Source organism: Bradyrhizobium sp. NDS-1 (assembly GCF_032918005.1).
GTDB classification, from domain to species: Bacteria; Pseudomonadota; Alphaproteobacteria; order Rhizobiales; family Xanthobacteraceae; genus Bradyrhizobium; species Bradyrhizobium tunisiense.
In genome coordinates this window covers 1-14,451 of sequence record NZ_CP136628.1, presented here as the reverse complement: position 1 = coordinate 14,451, position 14,451 = coordinate 1, and the positions used below count along the sequence as shown (strand labels likewise).

General features: G+C 66.4%; 10 protein-coding genes. All 10 read right to left on the bottom strand.

The window, feature by feature from the left end:
- Position 1: 1 nt before the first annotated feature.
- Positions 2-490, bottom strand: coding sequence for a DUF2867 domain-containing protein (locus RX330_RS00050; protein ID WP_212083496.1), 489 nt, complete (start codon positions 488-490; stop codon positions 2-4).
- Complete coding sequence (locus RX330_RS00045; RefSeq protein ID WP_317241639.1) at positions 487-1,881, bottom strand: MATE family efflux transporter; 1,395 nt, start codon at positions 1,879-1,881, stop codon at positions 487-489. Before RX330_RS00045 ends, RX330_RS00050 begins: the two co-directional genes overlap by 4 nt.
- A gap of 213 nt (positions 1,882-2,094) precedes the next feature.
- Positions 2,095-3,390: a UDP-N-acetylglucosamine 1-carboxyvinyltransferase gene (gene murA / locus RX330_RS00040; protein ID WP_317241638.1), complete on the bottom strand. Its 1,296-nt coding sequence runs from the start codon at positions 3,388-3,390 to the stop codon at positions 2,095-2,097.
- A 252-nt stretch (positions 3,391-3,642) separates the two neighbouring features.
- Positions 3,643-4,110, bottom strand: coding sequence for a hypothetical protein (locus tag RX330_RS00035; protein WP_317241637.1), 468 nt, complete (start codon positions 4,108-4,110; stop codon positions 3,643-3,645).
- A 295-nt stretch (positions 4,111-4,405) separates the two neighbouring features.
- Positions 4,406-6,841 (bottom strand): DNA topoisomerase (ATP-hydrolyzing) subunit B, encoded by a 2,436-nt coding sequence (gyrB, locus tag RX330_RS00030; RefSeq protein ID WP_212083504.1) that lies wholly within the window; start codon positions 6,839-6,841, stop codon positions 4,406-4,408.
- A gap of 318 nt (positions 6,842-7,159) precedes the next feature.
- Positions 7,160-9,325, bottom strand: coding sequence for a hypothetical protein (locus RX330_RS00025; RefSeq protein ID WP_317241636.1), 2,166 nt, complete (start codon positions 9,323-9,325; stop codon positions 7,160-7,162).
- A 158-nt stretch (positions 9,326-9,483) separates the two neighbouring features.
- Positions 9,484-10,218, bottom strand: coding sequence for a hypothetical protein (locus tag RX330_RS00020; RefSeq protein ID WP_317241635.1), 735 nt, complete (start codon positions 10,216-10,218; stop codon positions 9,484-9,486).
- Positions 10,219-10,326: 108 nt separating this feature from the next.
- Positions 10,327-11,463: a DNA replication/repair protein RecF gene (recF, locus tag RX330_RS00015; RefSeq protein ID WP_317241634.1), complete on the bottom strand. Its 1,137-nt coding sequence runs from the start codon at positions 11,461-11,463 to the stop codon at positions 10,327-10,329.
- A 198-nt stretch (positions 11,464-11,661) separates the two neighbouring features.
- A complete protein-coding gene (gene dnaN, locus RX330_RS00010; RefSeq protein ID WP_212083518.1) occupies positions 11,662-12,780 on the bottom strand; it encodes a DNA polymerase III subunit beta in 1,119 nt (372 codons plus the stop codon).
- Between the two features lie 261 nt (positions 12,781-13,041).
- Positions 13,042-14,451 (bottom strand): chromosomal replication initiator protein DnaA, encoded by a 1,410-nt coding sequence (gene dnaA, locus RX330_RS00005; protein ID WP_317241633.1) that lies wholly within the window; start codon positions 14,449-14,451, stop codon positions 13,042-13,044.

Sequence of the window (14,451 nt, the reverse complement as noted above, 5' to 3'; positions counted from 1 at the left end):
GCTAGCGCGCGGGCTCGACGATCCGTCCCATCATGCTGCGGACCACGAGCTTGTGGAAGGGCATGATGAGGGTGAGGTAGGTCCGGCCGAGGAGATTATGCGTCCGCACCAGCGTGGTCGAGGTCACCCGGCGGCTCGCCGCATCGCCCGTCACGTCGACGACAATGCGAAAATCCAGGTGAGAATCGTCGAATCCGGCGACCAGCCGCTCGGGCGTTTCGCTCAGCACCGGAAACAGGCCGATCAATCCGCCCGGTGCCGGCGCACCTTCACCGGATGTCTTCAGGCCGAACGGCGACACCAGAATATGGCGCAGGCGCAGCAGCGCATCGATCCAGCGCGGTCCGTGCAGCACCATCCGGGTGCAGGCCTCGCGGGCATTCACGTGCGCTGCGCCGATCTCGACGCGAAACGCGTCGGCGAACTGCGCGCCTGATAGCAGCGCATTGGTGTCGACCTCAGGTGTGACTTCGCGGGCAATTCCGATCATCCCGCCAATCTGCGCGTCAGCATCCGGAAGCGCAAGATCAGAAGACCGGCATAGACAAATGTCCCGACCGAGAATCCGACCCAGACGCCGATCGCGCCCAGTCCGGTGTGGAAAGCCAACACCCAGGCGATGGGAAAGGCGATGCACCAATAGCCGATCGCCGCGAACACGAGTGTCATCTTGGTGTCGTTGATGCCGCGCAGCGCGCCGCCAACGATGGTCTGGAGCCCGTCGGCGATGAAGAAGGTCGCGCCGACCACCAGCAATGTCGCGGTCAGCTCGACGGTTGCCGCGGCGGCCTCACTGCTGCCGAAGAACAGCCGGCCGAGCTGGTAGCGGCCGAGAATGATCGCGATCGTCAGTGCGGAGACCAGCGCGATTCCGAGCACGGTCGCGACCAGCCCGGCGCGCCTCACCGCCGCCGGTTCGCCCCGGCCGAAGGCGTGGCCGACGCGCACGGTCGCGGCCATGCCGATGCCGAGCGGAACCATGAACAGCACCGCCGTGACCTGCAGCGCGATCTGATGCGCCGCGAGCGCCGTCGTCGAGATCAGTCCCATCAGCAGCGCTGCCGATGAGAAGAGGCCGTATTCCATCAGCAGCGAGAACGAGATCGGTGCGCCGATCGCGATCAGCTGGCGCATCAAGGGCCAATCGATCCGCCAGAGACGGGCGAGCGGATGATAGTCCGAAAACGGCTTGCGCCAGGCGGCAATGGCGAGTGCGGCGAGGAAGGTGCCGAGATTGACCAGCGTGGTCGCAAGCCCCGCGCCGAACAGGCCGAGCTCCGGGAGCCCGAACAGACCGTGGATCAGGACGTAGACGAGGACGGCATTGATCGGGATCGCCGCGACCGTGATCCACAGGGGCGCCTGCGGCCGGTTCACCGCGCTCATCATGCTGCGGAGCGCGATAAAGCCCAGCGCCGGCGCGATGCCCCAGGCGAGGCCATTCAGGTAGCGCTGGGCGAGCGCGGCCGATTGCGGCACCTGACCCAGCGCGAGCAGGATTGTCTCGCCATAGAGCGGCGAGGCCATCATCGGCAGCGACATCAGCAAGGCGACCCACAGCCCGACCCGCAAGGAGCGGCGGATCAGCTTGACGTCGCCAGCTCCAAAGGCCTGCGCGGCGAGCGGCGACACCGCCGACATCAATCCCAGCCCGAAGGTGAAGTTGACGAAATAGACCGTATGCGCCAGCGCCGCCGCGGCCACCGCGCTCTCGCCGAGGTGCCCGATCATGGCAAGATCGGTCGTAATCATCGCGATCTGCCCGAGCTGCGTCAGCATCAGCGGCACGGCCAGCCGCAGCGTCTCGACGAACTCCTGCGCGAGATGGTTTTGCGGCACGCCGGCTTGCGGCTGCGAATGATGTTGGACGGTGTCGAGCATGGCGGGCTCAATAGCACGGCCGCGCGACGAAAACATGGCCCCAAGCGCAAGACGGTGAGGGGATCTATCCGCTAGATCGGTACCGTAGGGTGGGCAAAGGCGCGCAAGCGCCGTGCCCACCACCTATCTCATATTGCAAGAGATGCGTGGGCACGCTGCGCTTTGCCCACCCTACGATACTGTGCGCCTCGCCGCCTCTGCCTCAACAGGACCTCAGCCCTTTCGCTCCGGCACGCGCTTGATCTTCGCACCCAGTACATTGAGCCGTTCCTCGATCCGCTCGTAGCCTCGCTCGATCTGGTCGGCGTTGTTGATGGTGGAGGTGCCCTGGGCGCACACGGCGGCCAGCAGCATGGCCATGCCGGCGCGGATATCGGGCGAGGTCATGGTCGCGCCGTGCAGGCGGCTGGGCCCTGCGATGATCGCACGGTGCGGGTCGCACAGCACGATGCGCGCACCCATCGCGATCAGCTTGTCGACGAAGAACATCCGCGATTCGAACATTTTCTCGAACATCAGGATCACGCCCTCGCATTGCGTGGCGGTGACGATCGCAATCGACATCAAATCGGCGGGAAAGGCCGGCCAGGGCTGGTCTTCCAGCTTCGGCACGTGGCCGCCGAAATCGTCCTGGATTTTCAGCGTCTGGTTCGACGGCACGATGAGGTCGTCGCCCTCGACGCGGCAGACGATGCCGAGCCGCTCGAACCCCATGCGGATCGAGCGCAGGTGCTCGACACCGGCGCGCGTGATGCGCAGCGGCGAGCGCGTCACGGCGGCGAGCCCGATCAGCGAGCCGACCTCGATGTGGTCGGGCTGGATCCGATAGGTCGCTTCCCCCAGCGTTGCCGGCCCATGCACGATCATGGTGTTGGTGCCGATGCCCTCGATCTTCGCACCGAGCGCGACCAGGAAGTTGGCGAGATCCTGCACGTGCGGCTCGGAGGCCGCGTTGCGCAAATGGGTGACGCCGTCCGCGGCGACCGCCGCGACCAGCGCGTTCTCGGTCGCGGTGACGCTCGGCTCGTCCAGGAACACGTCGGCACCAGCGAGTTTGGGCGCGCGGAATTCGAGCCGGTCGGTCGCCGTGACTTTTGCGCCCAATTGCTCCAGCGCCAGCACATGCGTGTCCAGCCTGCGGCGGCCGATGACGTCGCCGCCGGGCGGCGGCAGCATCACTTCGCCGCAGCGCGCGAGCAGCGGGCCCGCGAGCAGGATCGAGGCGCGGATGCGCACGCACAGCTCCGGGTCGAGGTCGGCGGCGCGGATGCTCTTGGCGTGGATGTGCAGCGTATTGCGGGCGGTCCATTCCGCCGACGCGCCGACCGAGCGGATCAGCTCGACCAGCGTTTCGGTGTCGCGGATCCGCGGCACGTTCTCCAGGGTCACCGGATGCTCGGTGAGCAGCGCGGCGGCGATGATCGGCAGCGCCGAATTCTTGTTGCCGGACGGCTCGATCGAGCCCGAGAGCCGGTGACCGCCCTCGACGATATATTGGATGGGCGCCACTTGGTTCTCGCTGTCCTGTTGGTGGGCTGTTTCGGGGCGGAAACTACAGAGAATCGAGCGCGGGAGCAATTGCGCTCGCGGTGGTTCGTGGCCGGTGCGTGAGCTGCGGCCAGGCTGCTAGTCCCTCATGGTGAGGAGCGCGGAACGCGCGTCTCGAACCATGCAGGCCCCTATATCGCCTGCGGCCATCCTTCGAGACGCCCGCCTTGCGGGCTCCTCAGGATGAGGACAGGAGCTTGTATCAAGGGGCCTTTAGAGCAACCCGATGATGTTCCCCACCACATAGAGGATCGCGATCAGGATCAGCGCGCCGATCATGAAGAAGGAGATCTCGATCGCGATGGCGCCGGTGCCGAGCGTGGCGGCGACGGCGGCGAGGAGCCGGTCTTCCCTGAAGATCAGCGAAAGGACCGAGAGCAGGATGGCAAGCAGGCCGAGCGAGATCGCGGTGACCGACGCGGTTTCGCTCCAGCTTCGCCCCGTGGATTTTTCGACCTTCGGAGCCTGATACTCCACGCCCTTCACCTTGGCGATGACGCGGTCCTTGAGGCGTTGTCCGGTGTCGACGATCACCTTGTCCGCCGGCGGCGGCGGAAACACGATCGGCACGACCCAATGCGGCAACACCGCCGCTATCAGCGCCAGCACGCCGACGATGCTGCCGATGATGCCGAGGCGGCGGGATGGCACGGTGGAACTGGTCGTTGCGGAGGCGATCATGGCGTGAGGGCTTCCCGGCCGGAATGGCCGACGGGTTCATGCCACTTCGTCGCGGTCGCGAGGGGGGAGGTTCAGGGGTGTCCTGGAGTGCAATGGGGCTCGTGGCCGGGACGGCGATGTGCGCCCTTCCCCGCTTGCGGGGGAGGGCGGGGGAGAGGGTGTGTCCGCAATGGGACAATCCCCATGTGGAAAAAGCCCTCACCCGCCACGCTCTGCGAGCGTGTCGACCTCTCCCGCAAGCGGGACAGGTGCAGCGAGTGCTTGGCTGAGACCGGGCGACGAGCTTGAGGGGCGATCAGATATCGATCGTCGCGCTGAGCGAATGTTCCTGGATGAAGTCGCGGCGCGGCTCGACCACGTCGCCCATCAGCTTGGTGAAGATGTCGTCGGCCTCGTCGACCTCCTTGACCTTCACCTGCAGCAGCGAGCGCGCATTGGTGTCCAGCGTCGTCTCCCAGAGCTGCTCCGGGTTCATCTCGCCCAGACCTTTGTAGCGCTGCAGCGTGACGCCCTTGCGGCCGGCGTCGGTGACCGCTTCGAACAGGTCGACCGGGCCGTAGACCATGTGCTCGACGTCCTTGCGCCGCAGCTTGCCGGGGCGAGCATAAACGTCCTGGAGCTTCACGGTGTATTCGTCGAGCTTGCGGGCTTCGGCCGAGCCCAGGAAGGCATCGTCGATCACTGCGGCTTCCTTGACGCCGCGCACGGTGCGCTCGAACTGGAATCCCTGGCCTTCGACGTACTGGCCGACCCAGCCGCGTTCGACCTCGTCGGCGAGCGTGTCGAGGCGGGCGGCGATGTATTGCGCGGCCGCGGCGGCTTTCTCCGGGTCGCCGTAGATCGCCTTGTTCAGCACGCCTGTGATGGCGGCCTGCTCGATCACCTTGCGATTGTAGCGGTTGTGCAGGCTGCGCAGGATGCCGCGGACGGCGCGGGCGTCGTCGATCAGCGAACGCAGATCGCGCCCGGTGCGATCGCCGCCGGAGCCTGGAATGTAGACGCAGTCGTCGAGCCCGGTATCGATCAGATAATCCTCCAGCGCCCTCTCGTCCTTGAGGTACTGCTCGGATTTGCCGCGGTTGACCTTATACAGCGGCGGCTGGGCTATATAGAGATAGCCGCCGTCGATGATGTCGCGCATCTGCCGGTAGAAGAAGGTCAGCAGCAGCGTGCGGATGTGGGCGCCGTCGACGTCGGCGTCCGTCATCACGATGATCTTGTGATAGCGCAGCTTCTCGATCGAGAACTCGTCGCTGATGCCGGTGCCGAGCGCGGTGATCAGCGTGCCGATCTGCTCGCTCGACAGCATCTTGTCGGGGCGGACGCGTTCGACGTTCAAGATCTTGCCGCGCAGCGGCAGCACGGCCTGGAATTCGCGGTTGCGGCCCTGCTTGGCGCTGCCGCCTGCCGAGTCGCCCTCGACGATGAAGAGTTCGGACTTGGCCGGATCCTTCTCCTGGCAGTCGGCGAGCTTGCCGGGCAGCGAGGAGACCGAGAGCGGGCTCTTGCGCGTCAGCTCGCGCGCTTTTCGCGCGGCTTCGCGGGCGGCCGCGGCCTGGATCACCTTGCCGACGATCATCTTGGCTTCGCTCGGGTGTTCCTCGAACCAGGCCTGCAGCGCCTCGTTGAGGACGTTCTCGACAACGGGGCGCACCTCCGAGGACACCAGCTTGTCCTTGGTCTGCGACGAGAATTTCGGATCGGGCACCTTCACCGAGAGAACGGCGGTGAGGCCTTCGCGGCAATCGTCGCCGGTCAGCGCGATCTTTTCCTTTTTCGCGTTGGCCTCGGCATAGCCGTTGACCTGCCGCGTCAGCGCGCCGCGGAAGCCGGCCAGGTGGGTGCCGCCGTCACGCTGCGGGATGTTGTTGGTGAAGCACAGCACGTTCTCATGGTAGCTGTCGTTCCACCACAAAGCCGCCTCGACGCCGATCCCGTTGGCTTCCGCGCGCACCATGATCGGCGCCGGCACGATCGCCTTCTTGTTGCGGTCGAGATATTTGACGAATTCCTCGACGCCGCCGGAATAGTGCATCTCCTCGCGCTTCTCGACCGCGTGACGCATGTCGGAGAGGGCGATGTTGACGCCGGAATTGAGGAAGGCGAGCTCGCGCAGGCGATGCTCGAGCGTGGCGAAATCATATTCGATGTTCTTGAAGGTCTCGCTCGAGGCCAGGAACGTGACCTCGGTGCCGCGCTTGCCCGGCGCATCGCCGATGACCTTGAGCGGCGCTACGGCATCGCCATGGGCGAACTCGATATAGTGCTCCTTGTGGTCGCGCCAGATGCGCAAGCCGAGCTTGCTCGACAGCGCGTTGACGACGGAGACGCCGACGCCATGCAGGCCGCCGGAGACCTTGTAGGAGTTCTGGTCGAATTTTCCGCCGGCATGGAGCTGGGTCATGATGACCTCGGCCGCCGAGATCCCTTCGCCCTTGTGGATGTCGACGGGGATGCCACGGCCGTCGTCGCGCACGGTGACGGAATTATCGGCATTGAGGATCACGTCGACGCGCGTGGCGTGGCCCGCGAGGGCTTCGTCGATTGCGTTGTCGACGACCTCGTACACCATGTGGTGCAGGCCCGAGCCGTCGTCGGTGTCGCCGATATACATGCCCGGGCGCTTGCGGACGGCGTCGAGACCCTTGAGCACGCGGATCGATTCCGCGCCGTATTCGCTCGCGTTGGAGGGCTCGTTTTCGGCAGCTTGCTGCCGAGCAGGTTCTGTCATGAGAGGCCTTCGAGATGTCGCCCGAATCAGCGGCGCAAAAGGCGCTGATTTGCAGGTTATTTGTGCCACGAAAGACGGATTGCGCCTAGCGCAAAGTATCCTCTGGCAACCCATTGAGCAGATAGGGTTTTTGGGCGAGTTTTCAAGGCTTTTGAAAGCCGATTCCAGGGCCTGCGAAAAGGCCGATTCGAAGGCCCGCTTCGGGTCTCGAAAGGCGTGGATTCTGCGGGTTTGGGAAGGCTGGTTCCCGGGCAAACTTGGCGCGGCTTGATCAGAGGTCGTCATGGCCGGGACATGCCCGGCCATGACGATGGCGCCTCAATACATCTGCAGCGGCAGCACGTCTCCGCCCGGGCCCACCAGTAGACCCCAGGCCTCGCCGGCCGCAACGGTCAAGGTCTCGGTGCGGGCGGGCTGCCCGGGCAGGCGCACCGCGTACGGATACTTGCCTGGCGGTAGATCGAGCATGGGGCCTTTCGGCGATCGCGGGCCACCGGCACCGGCCGCGATCTTCACCGTCTGCTTGTTGATCGTCAGCGAGGCCTCGGCTGCTCCCATGTTGCCAAGCATGAGCCTCGCTTGTCCCGCCTTCGGCATGATGTCGGCCTTAGCAGCGACATCCGCATTCTTCTGCGCCAGGCTGACGGTGGTCTCGCCCTTGGTGCGCCCGAGCACGAGAAGAGCCGGGCCTTGCGGCGAGGTGAAGTGGAGCTGCGCGCGTTCTGCCGACACGGTCGCGCCGTCGGCCTTCTCCTGCCAGCCGAGCTTGGACAATTCGGCACGGTAGAAGGCGAGGACGTCCTGGAGCGGCGCGGGGATGCTGGCTGTCAGCTCCTGGCGGAGCGGCCCCTCGCCGCCGGGTACCTTTGTGGTGGCAAACGATTTCGACGAACGCTGCGTCGGCACGGGCAGTTGGGACTCAGAATCGGGCTTGAGCGGCTCGGAGGATTTGGCCTGCACCTCCATCTCCGTGCTGGCCGCAGGCTTGGCCGCTTCCGTCACCAGGCCCGAACCGTCGGCGCGGACACTCACCTTCGGGCCCATCTGCAGCACGGTCATCGAGATCGACTTGCCGCCCTTGGAGAACGCCATCACCGCCATGTTGGGCTGGTTGATGACGGAGGGCTGCTCCTTCCAGCCCGAGCCCTTCAGCGCCGTGCGATAGAAGCTGCTGAGCGCCTTCACGCTCGACGCCGAGGAGAATTCCAGCCGGCCGTCGCCGCCTTCGAACTTCACGCCTTCCGCATTCTCGGGTAGCGGCACCGGCGTCTTGCTGTCGGCGAGCGGAGTGAGCGGGGCGTCCGACAGCGAGGCCGCCTGCGACTTGCGCCGGGCCTCATCCGCCGCGATGAGCTGCTGAGCCGCACCCAAGGCATCGCCCAAGAACCTCGCGTCGGCCTCCTTCTTCGCCTTGGCGCGGGCCGCGAGCGCCGATTCCTTCACCTGCGCAGTCAGGCTGATCATGGTGAAATCATATCTGCGGCCGAGCCGCAGCACGCCGGTTTCCTCCGCCGACGAGATTCTGATCGCGACCTCGTCGCCGGGCGCGAGCGGTGCGTTACCGTCCTCCTGCCAGCCGCGCGCGGCGAGCTCGCGACGATAGAAGGCGAGCACGGCGGGCATCTCGGCCATCGCGGCGGCCGACATCTCGCGTTTGTTGGAGCTCGCACTACCAAGGCCTCGCGCCGACTTGGTCGGCTTGGGGCGCGGCAGGCCGGCCATATCGTCGTCGGCCTCGAGCTCCTGGGGCAGTGCGAACGGCGCCACCCTGATCTCGACATTGGTGCGGCCGTCGTCGCGGCGCGTCAGGGTGAGCATCACCGGTTTCTGCTTGTAGAACTGCGTCGTGTCACCGCCGGGATGATCGTAGAAGACGCGCATGCCGTTCGGGACGGCCTCGCCGAGATCCGCATTCGGCCAGCGCGAAGCGGTCTCTGGCGTGAGCTTGCGCCACCCCATCGCTGCCATCTCCTTCGCAAAGAACTCCGAGGTGGCGTCGAGCGCGCCGGGCACGATGCAGCCGAGATAGGGCCGGGTCTCGTCGAACACGAGGTCGGTCGCGCCGTCCGGGAAGGGCACGTTGGAATAGATCCGGTTCGGCGTGTAGGATACGGCGGACTGGTCGGGCCGCCCGCGCGCCTGCGTGAAGGAGACACGCAGCCCCTGCCGTCCCTTCTTGAAGCTCAGCGTGCTGCTCTTCTCGTCCAGCGGATACACATAGGGCACCCAGCCCTCGGCGCTCAGCAGCTTCCTGGTGGCGTCCGATGTGGCGGCCGGTGCGATGGGCACGGTGTAGATCACGCGATGGTTGTCGGGGCGCGAGGTGTCCTCGACCGCGCCCTCGAGCCGCGGCAGGGTGTGGACCTCCACGATGCCTTCGTCTGCGGCGCCCGCCGGACGCGAGGTGCTCGCCATGACGAGAATGCCGCAGGCAAGCAGCAGCCATTTTGCCGGGACTTGCGCCCCGCGCCGGATCATCGGCATCGTCAAAACTCCTGGATGTCGCGCGGGTCGTCCTGCCCTCGCGCGTTGGCAGGCCGCGTCGCCGTCGGCGCGCGGCCTCAGACGAGAAGTCGCGGTGGGAACCGAAGAGGTTCAACAAGCGCGCCCGGCCGGCGCCATGGCTGCGACGGACGCAGTGCTCAGTACAGCTGCAGCGGCGGCCACGCGTCACCATCGCGCCCGACCGTGAGCTCCCAGGTATCGCCGGCCGCGACCGTGAGGATGTTCGTGGTGGCCGGATAGCCCGGCACGCCCAGCCTGTAGGGATATTTGCCGGGCACGAGGTCAAGCGCGACCGCGTTCGCCCCGGCCCGGCGCGGGATGGTTTGCTCGTTGATCTCGAGCACGGCTTCCTTGTCGCCGATGTTGCTGAACACCAGCTTCGCCTGACCGGGCTCCGGCAGGACGTTCGCTTTGGCCGCCGTCGCCGCGTTCTTCTGCACGAGATGGACCGAGGTGCCGGAATCCTTGCGGGCGAGTTTCAATGCTGCCGGCCCGAGCGGCGAGACGAAGGCGAGCTGCACGTCGTCGGCGCCGATCACCGCGTCATCACGCTGTTCCTGCCAGCCGAGCCTTTCAAGCTCGGTGCGATAGAAGGCGAGGACGTCGCCGAGCCCTGCGGGCACGGTGGCGTCCAGCCTGACGCGGAGCGGCGCTTCGGCGCCCCGCATCAGCGTGGTGTGGATTCCTCTATAAGTGTAGCGCGTCGGTGCGGGCAGCTTGGCATCCGAATCCAGCGTGAGCGTCGTCGGAAACAGATGCGGCAGCGAGGCGCCGGCGCTGGCCGCGAGCAGGCACATCGCAAGCAGGACGAGGCCGTATGCAAACACCCGCCATCGTGCCGGGGCTCGCACCCCATGCCTCACCGTCGTCATGCTCATGCTCCAAGAATATCGCGCGTGTCCGAATTCGGCGCGATGGCCGCTGCTCGCGGCCTCAAGCAGCTAGTCGCTGATGAAACTGGGCGGGTTCAACCCGTCGGTCTACCTTCGGGCCGAGACCTGTCCGCTCTCGACGTCGAAGACTTCGCCTCCGGCGCCGATCTCGGCGAACGCCGCCGGGTCCGCGCCCGTCAGCCAGACTTGCGCACCGAGCCTCTTCAGCTCGTCGAACAGCGCGGCGCGGCGGTTCGGATCGAGATGGGCGACGACCTCGTCGAGCAGCAGCAGCGGGACGATGCCGGTCATTTCCGCCACCAGCGTCGCATGCGCCAGCACGAGGCCGATCAGCAGCGCTTTCTGCTCGCCGGTGGAGGCGTCGCGCGCCGGCATGCTCTTGGGCGCATAGATCACCTGAAGGTCGGTGAGATGCGGACCGTCGGTGGTGCGGCCGGCGATGGCGTCGCGCGGACGGTTGTCGCGCAGGATCTGACGGTAGCGGTCCTCGACCGACGTCGCGGTCTCCTGGAGCAGCGCATTCTCCATCCAGCCGTCGAGCGCGATTTGCGCCGAGGGAAAGGCGGAGGCCTGCGCGCGCGCATTCAGCATCCCGGTCAGCTTTGCTGCGGTCTGGCCGCGCGTTGCGGCGACCGCGACCGCGAGCTCCGCGGTCTCGCGTTCGATCGCATCACACCAATGGTCGTCGTAATTGCGAGTTTCGAGCAGGCGGTTGCGCGAGCGCAGCGAACGTTCCAGCGCGGAGATGCGGCTGGAATGATCGCTGTCGATGGCGAGCACCAGGCGGTCGAAGAAGCGCCGCCGCTCGGATGCCGCGCCCATGAACAGCCCGTCCATCGCCGGCGTCAGCCAGACCATGCGGATGTGGTCGCCGAAAGCTGTCGCCGAATTGACCGGCTCCCGGTCGATGCGGCAGCGCCGGCTCACCGCGTTGTCGAGCTTGGGCGCATCGATGCCGGTGCCGAGCGTCGCCAATCCCAGCGCACCCTCGACTTGCGCCGACACCGCCCAGGAGCCGTCGCCCTGGTTATCGGCGACGTCTTCCAGCGTCGCGCGCCGCAGGCCGCGTCCCGGCGACAGAAACGAGATCGCCTCGATGCAATTGGTCTTGCCCGCCCCGTTCGGCCCGACCAGCGCCACCATGTCAGCCGCCGTCTCGAGCCCCGCCGCCCGATAATTGCGAAAATGCGTCAGCGTCAGGCGATGAATGCGGGAGGGAATCATGGGCTATTCGTCATGGGCGCGCTCTCCCTTCGGGAGCATGCCTTAGGGTGGGTAAAGGCGCGCTCTGAGCGCGCCGTGCCCACGCTTCGCTGCGATCCGGGCCGCTGCACGGTGGGCACGCTTTCGCCTTCGCTCTTCGAGCTACAGCGCAAGCTTTGCCCACCCTACGGCTCCGATGGATGGTCGAGAGAACGCCCGTCACACCCGCATCGGCATCAGCACGTACAGCGCGCTCTTGTCGTCGCGGTCCTGCACCAGGGTGGGCGAGCCCGGGTCGGCGAGCCTGAGCGTTGCGACGTCGCCTTCGATCTGGGCGGCGATGTCGAGCAGATAGCGGGAGTTGAAGCCGATATCGAGAGCGTCGGAGGCGTATTCGACTTCCAGCTCTTCGGTCGCGCTGCCGGAATCCGGATTGGTCACGGACAGCACCAGCTTGCCCGGTGCCAGCGACAGTTTTACCGCGCGCCCGCGTTCGCTGGAGATGGTGGAAACGCGGTCGACCGCGTTCTCAAAGTCCTTCTTGTCGACGACGAGCTCCTTGTCGTTGCCTTGCGGGATGACGCGGCCGTAGTCGGGGAAGGTGCCGTCGATCAGCTTCGAGGTCAGCACGACGTTACCGATCGTAAAGCGGATTTTGGCCTGCGACAGCTCGATCGTCATCTCGGCGTCGGTGTCCTCGATCAGGCGCTGCACCTCGCCGACGGTCTTGCGCGGCACGATCACGCCCGGCATGCCCTCGGCGCCCTTGGGCTGCACCAGATCGAGCTGGGCGAGACGGTGACCGTCGGTGGCGACGCCGCGCAGGGTGGCGGCCTTGGGCGTGCCGGCGACATGCAGATAGATGCCGTTGAGGTAATAGCGCGTCTCCTCGGTGGAGATCGCGAACTGGGTGCGGTCGATCAGCCGCTTGACGTCCTTGGCGGCGAGCGAGAAGGAATGCGACATGTCGCCGGCGGCCAGATCCGGGAAGTCATTCTCGGGCAGGGTCTGCAGCGTGAAGCGCGAGCGGCCGGCACGGATCGCCAGCACGGCGCGGTCGCCGTCGGCCTCCAGCACGATCTGCGAACCATCCGGCAGCTTGCGCACGATGTCGTAGAACATGTGCGCCGGCACGGTGGTGGAGCCCGCGGTCGCGGTTTCCGCCGGCAGCGTCTCCGTCACCTCGAGATCGAGGTCGGTCGCCTTCAGCGACAATTTCGCGTTCTCGGCGCGGACCAGCACGTTGCCGAGGATCGGAATCGTGTTGCGGCGTTCGACCACGCGGTGGACGTGGCCCAGCGACTTCAGGAGTTGCGCGCGTTCGACCGTAACCTTCATTGCACTACTCGCCCGATCCCCAAGGAAACATCACGTTGAAGAAGCCCGGCGGTCGAAAAGCCGCCGCGGCACCGAAGACCCCGTCAAGCCAGGGTCATCCAACCGATATGACCAAAGCCGCCAGGGTCGCGCAAGGTGGCGCGGAAAGCCATCCGATTCAAGGGATTGGGGGCCTAGTTCCCCACGATTTACAGCTTAAAACGAAGCCGCCGCCCAGGCGAGGCCGGGGCGGCGGCAGAATGGCGGGAGCGCCTTAGGCGTTTATTCCTGAAGCTGGCGCTTCAGCGACTCCACTTCCTCCGACAGCGCGGTGTCCTTGGAGACCAGGGCCTCGATCTTGCGCACGGCGTGCAGCACCGTGGTGTGGTCGCGCCCGCCGAAGCGGCGGCCGATCTCCGGCAGCGAGCGCAGGGTCAGCGTCTTGGCGAGATACATCGCCACCTGGCGCGGGCGGACCACGTTGGCGGTGCGCCGCGAGGACAGGAGGTCGGAGCGGCTGACATTATACTGCCGCGCCACCACGCGCTGGATGTCCTCGATCTTGATCCGCTTCGGCTCCTGCGGCCGGACCAGGTCGCGCACCTCGTGCTCGGCCATCTCCAGCGTCACGGGCCGGTTGTTGAGTTTCGAGTGCGCGAGCAGACGGTTGATCGCGCCTTCGAGGTCGCGGCCATTGTGGGTGATGGTGCGCGCCAGATAGAGCAGCACCTCCTCGGGCACCTCGAACGTCGCATGATGGGCACGGGCCGCCGCGACGCGCGACTTGAGAATGCCGTGGCGCAGCTCCTCGCCGAGCGAGCCCATCTCGACCACGAGGCCGCCGGCGAGCCGCGAGCGCACGCGGTCGTCCAGGCTTTCCAGATCGGAGGGCGGCCGGTCGGCCGCGACCACGACCTGGCGGCCGGCATCGATCAGCGCGTTCAGCGTGTGACAAAACTCGGCCTGGGTGGACTTGCCCTGCAGGAACTGGAGGTCGTCGATGACCAGCACGTCGATGCCGCGCAGCGCTTCCTTGAAGGCAAGCGCCGTCTGCGTCTTCAGCGCGGCGACGAAGCCGTACATGAATTTTTCCGCCGTGAGATAGAGCACCTTGCGCTCGTTGCCGGAATTGCCGGCCCAGGTCACCGCCTGGAGCAGGTGCGTCTTGCCGAGCCCGACACCGGCATGGATGTAGAGCGGGTTGAACATCACGGGGTCGCCGCGACGCCCCTCGGCAACTTGGCGAGCGGCGGCGAGTGCCAGCGTGTTGGAGCGGCCGACGACGAAGCTCGCGAAGGTCAGGCGCGGATCGAGCGGCGAGCCGCCGAGCGCGTCGTGATTGGCCGAGACCGGCGCAGTCGCGGTGGAGCGCAGCTCCGGCGTGGGTGCCCGGCGCGTCTCGGCCGGCACCGGGGCTTCCTTCGGCTGCGCCAGCGGGCGCACGGCCGAACGCACCGTGAGGTCGATACGATGCACTTCCGGCATCTCGGCCTGCCAGCACGACAGCACGCGCTCGGCATAATGGGCCTGGATCCAGCTCTTCAGGAAGCGGGTCGGCACCGAGAGCCGCACGCTCTCGTCCTGCACGCCTTCCAGATCCATGCGCGCAAACCAGCTCGTGTAAACGTCCTCGCCAACGCTCGAGCGCAGCCGACCCTTCACGCGTGACCAGCGATCCTGTTCCATTGTCAT

What these genes read in the sequence shown, in the direction of transcription:
- recF (WP_317241634.1), bottom strand. Translation starts at nt 11,463, where the DNA reads ATGATTCCCTCCCGCATTCATCGCCTGACGCTGACGCATTTTCGCAAT.
- RX330_RS00025 (WP_317241636.1), bottom strand. Translation starts at nt 9,325, where the DNA reads ATGCCGATGATCCGGCGCGGGGCGCAAGTCCCGGCAAAATGGCTGCTG.
- RX330_RS00020 (WP_317241635.1), bottom strand. Translation starts at nt 10,218, where the DNA reads ATGACGACGGTGAGGCATGGGGTGCGAGCCCCGGCACGATGGCGGGTG.
- RX330_RS00035 (WP_317241637.1), bottom strand. Translation starts at nt 4,110, where the DNA reads ATGATCGCCTCCGCAACGACCAGTTCCACCGTGCCATCCCGCCGCCTC.
- gyrB (WP_212083504.1), bottom strand. Translation starts at nt 6,841, where the DNA reads ATGACAGAACCTGCTCGGCAGCAAGCTGCCGAAAACGAGCCCTCCAAC.
- dnaA (WP_317241633.1), bottom strand. Translation starts at nt 14,451, where the DNA reads ATGACAATGGAACAGGATCGCTGGTCACGCGTGAAGGGTCGGCTGCGC.
- RX330_RS00050 (WP_212083496.1), bottom strand. Translation starts at nt 490, where the DNA reads ATGATCGGAATTGCCCGCGAAGTCACACCTGAGGTCGACACCAATGCG.
- dnaN (WP_212083518.1), bottom strand. Translation starts at nt 12,780, where the DNA reads ATGAAGGTTACGGTCGAACGCGCGCAACTCCTGAAGTCGCTGGGCCAC.
- RX330_RS00045 (WP_317241639.1), bottom strand. Translation starts at nt 1,881, where the DNA reads ATGCTCGACACCGTCCAACATCATTCGCAGCCGCAAGCCGGCGTGCCG.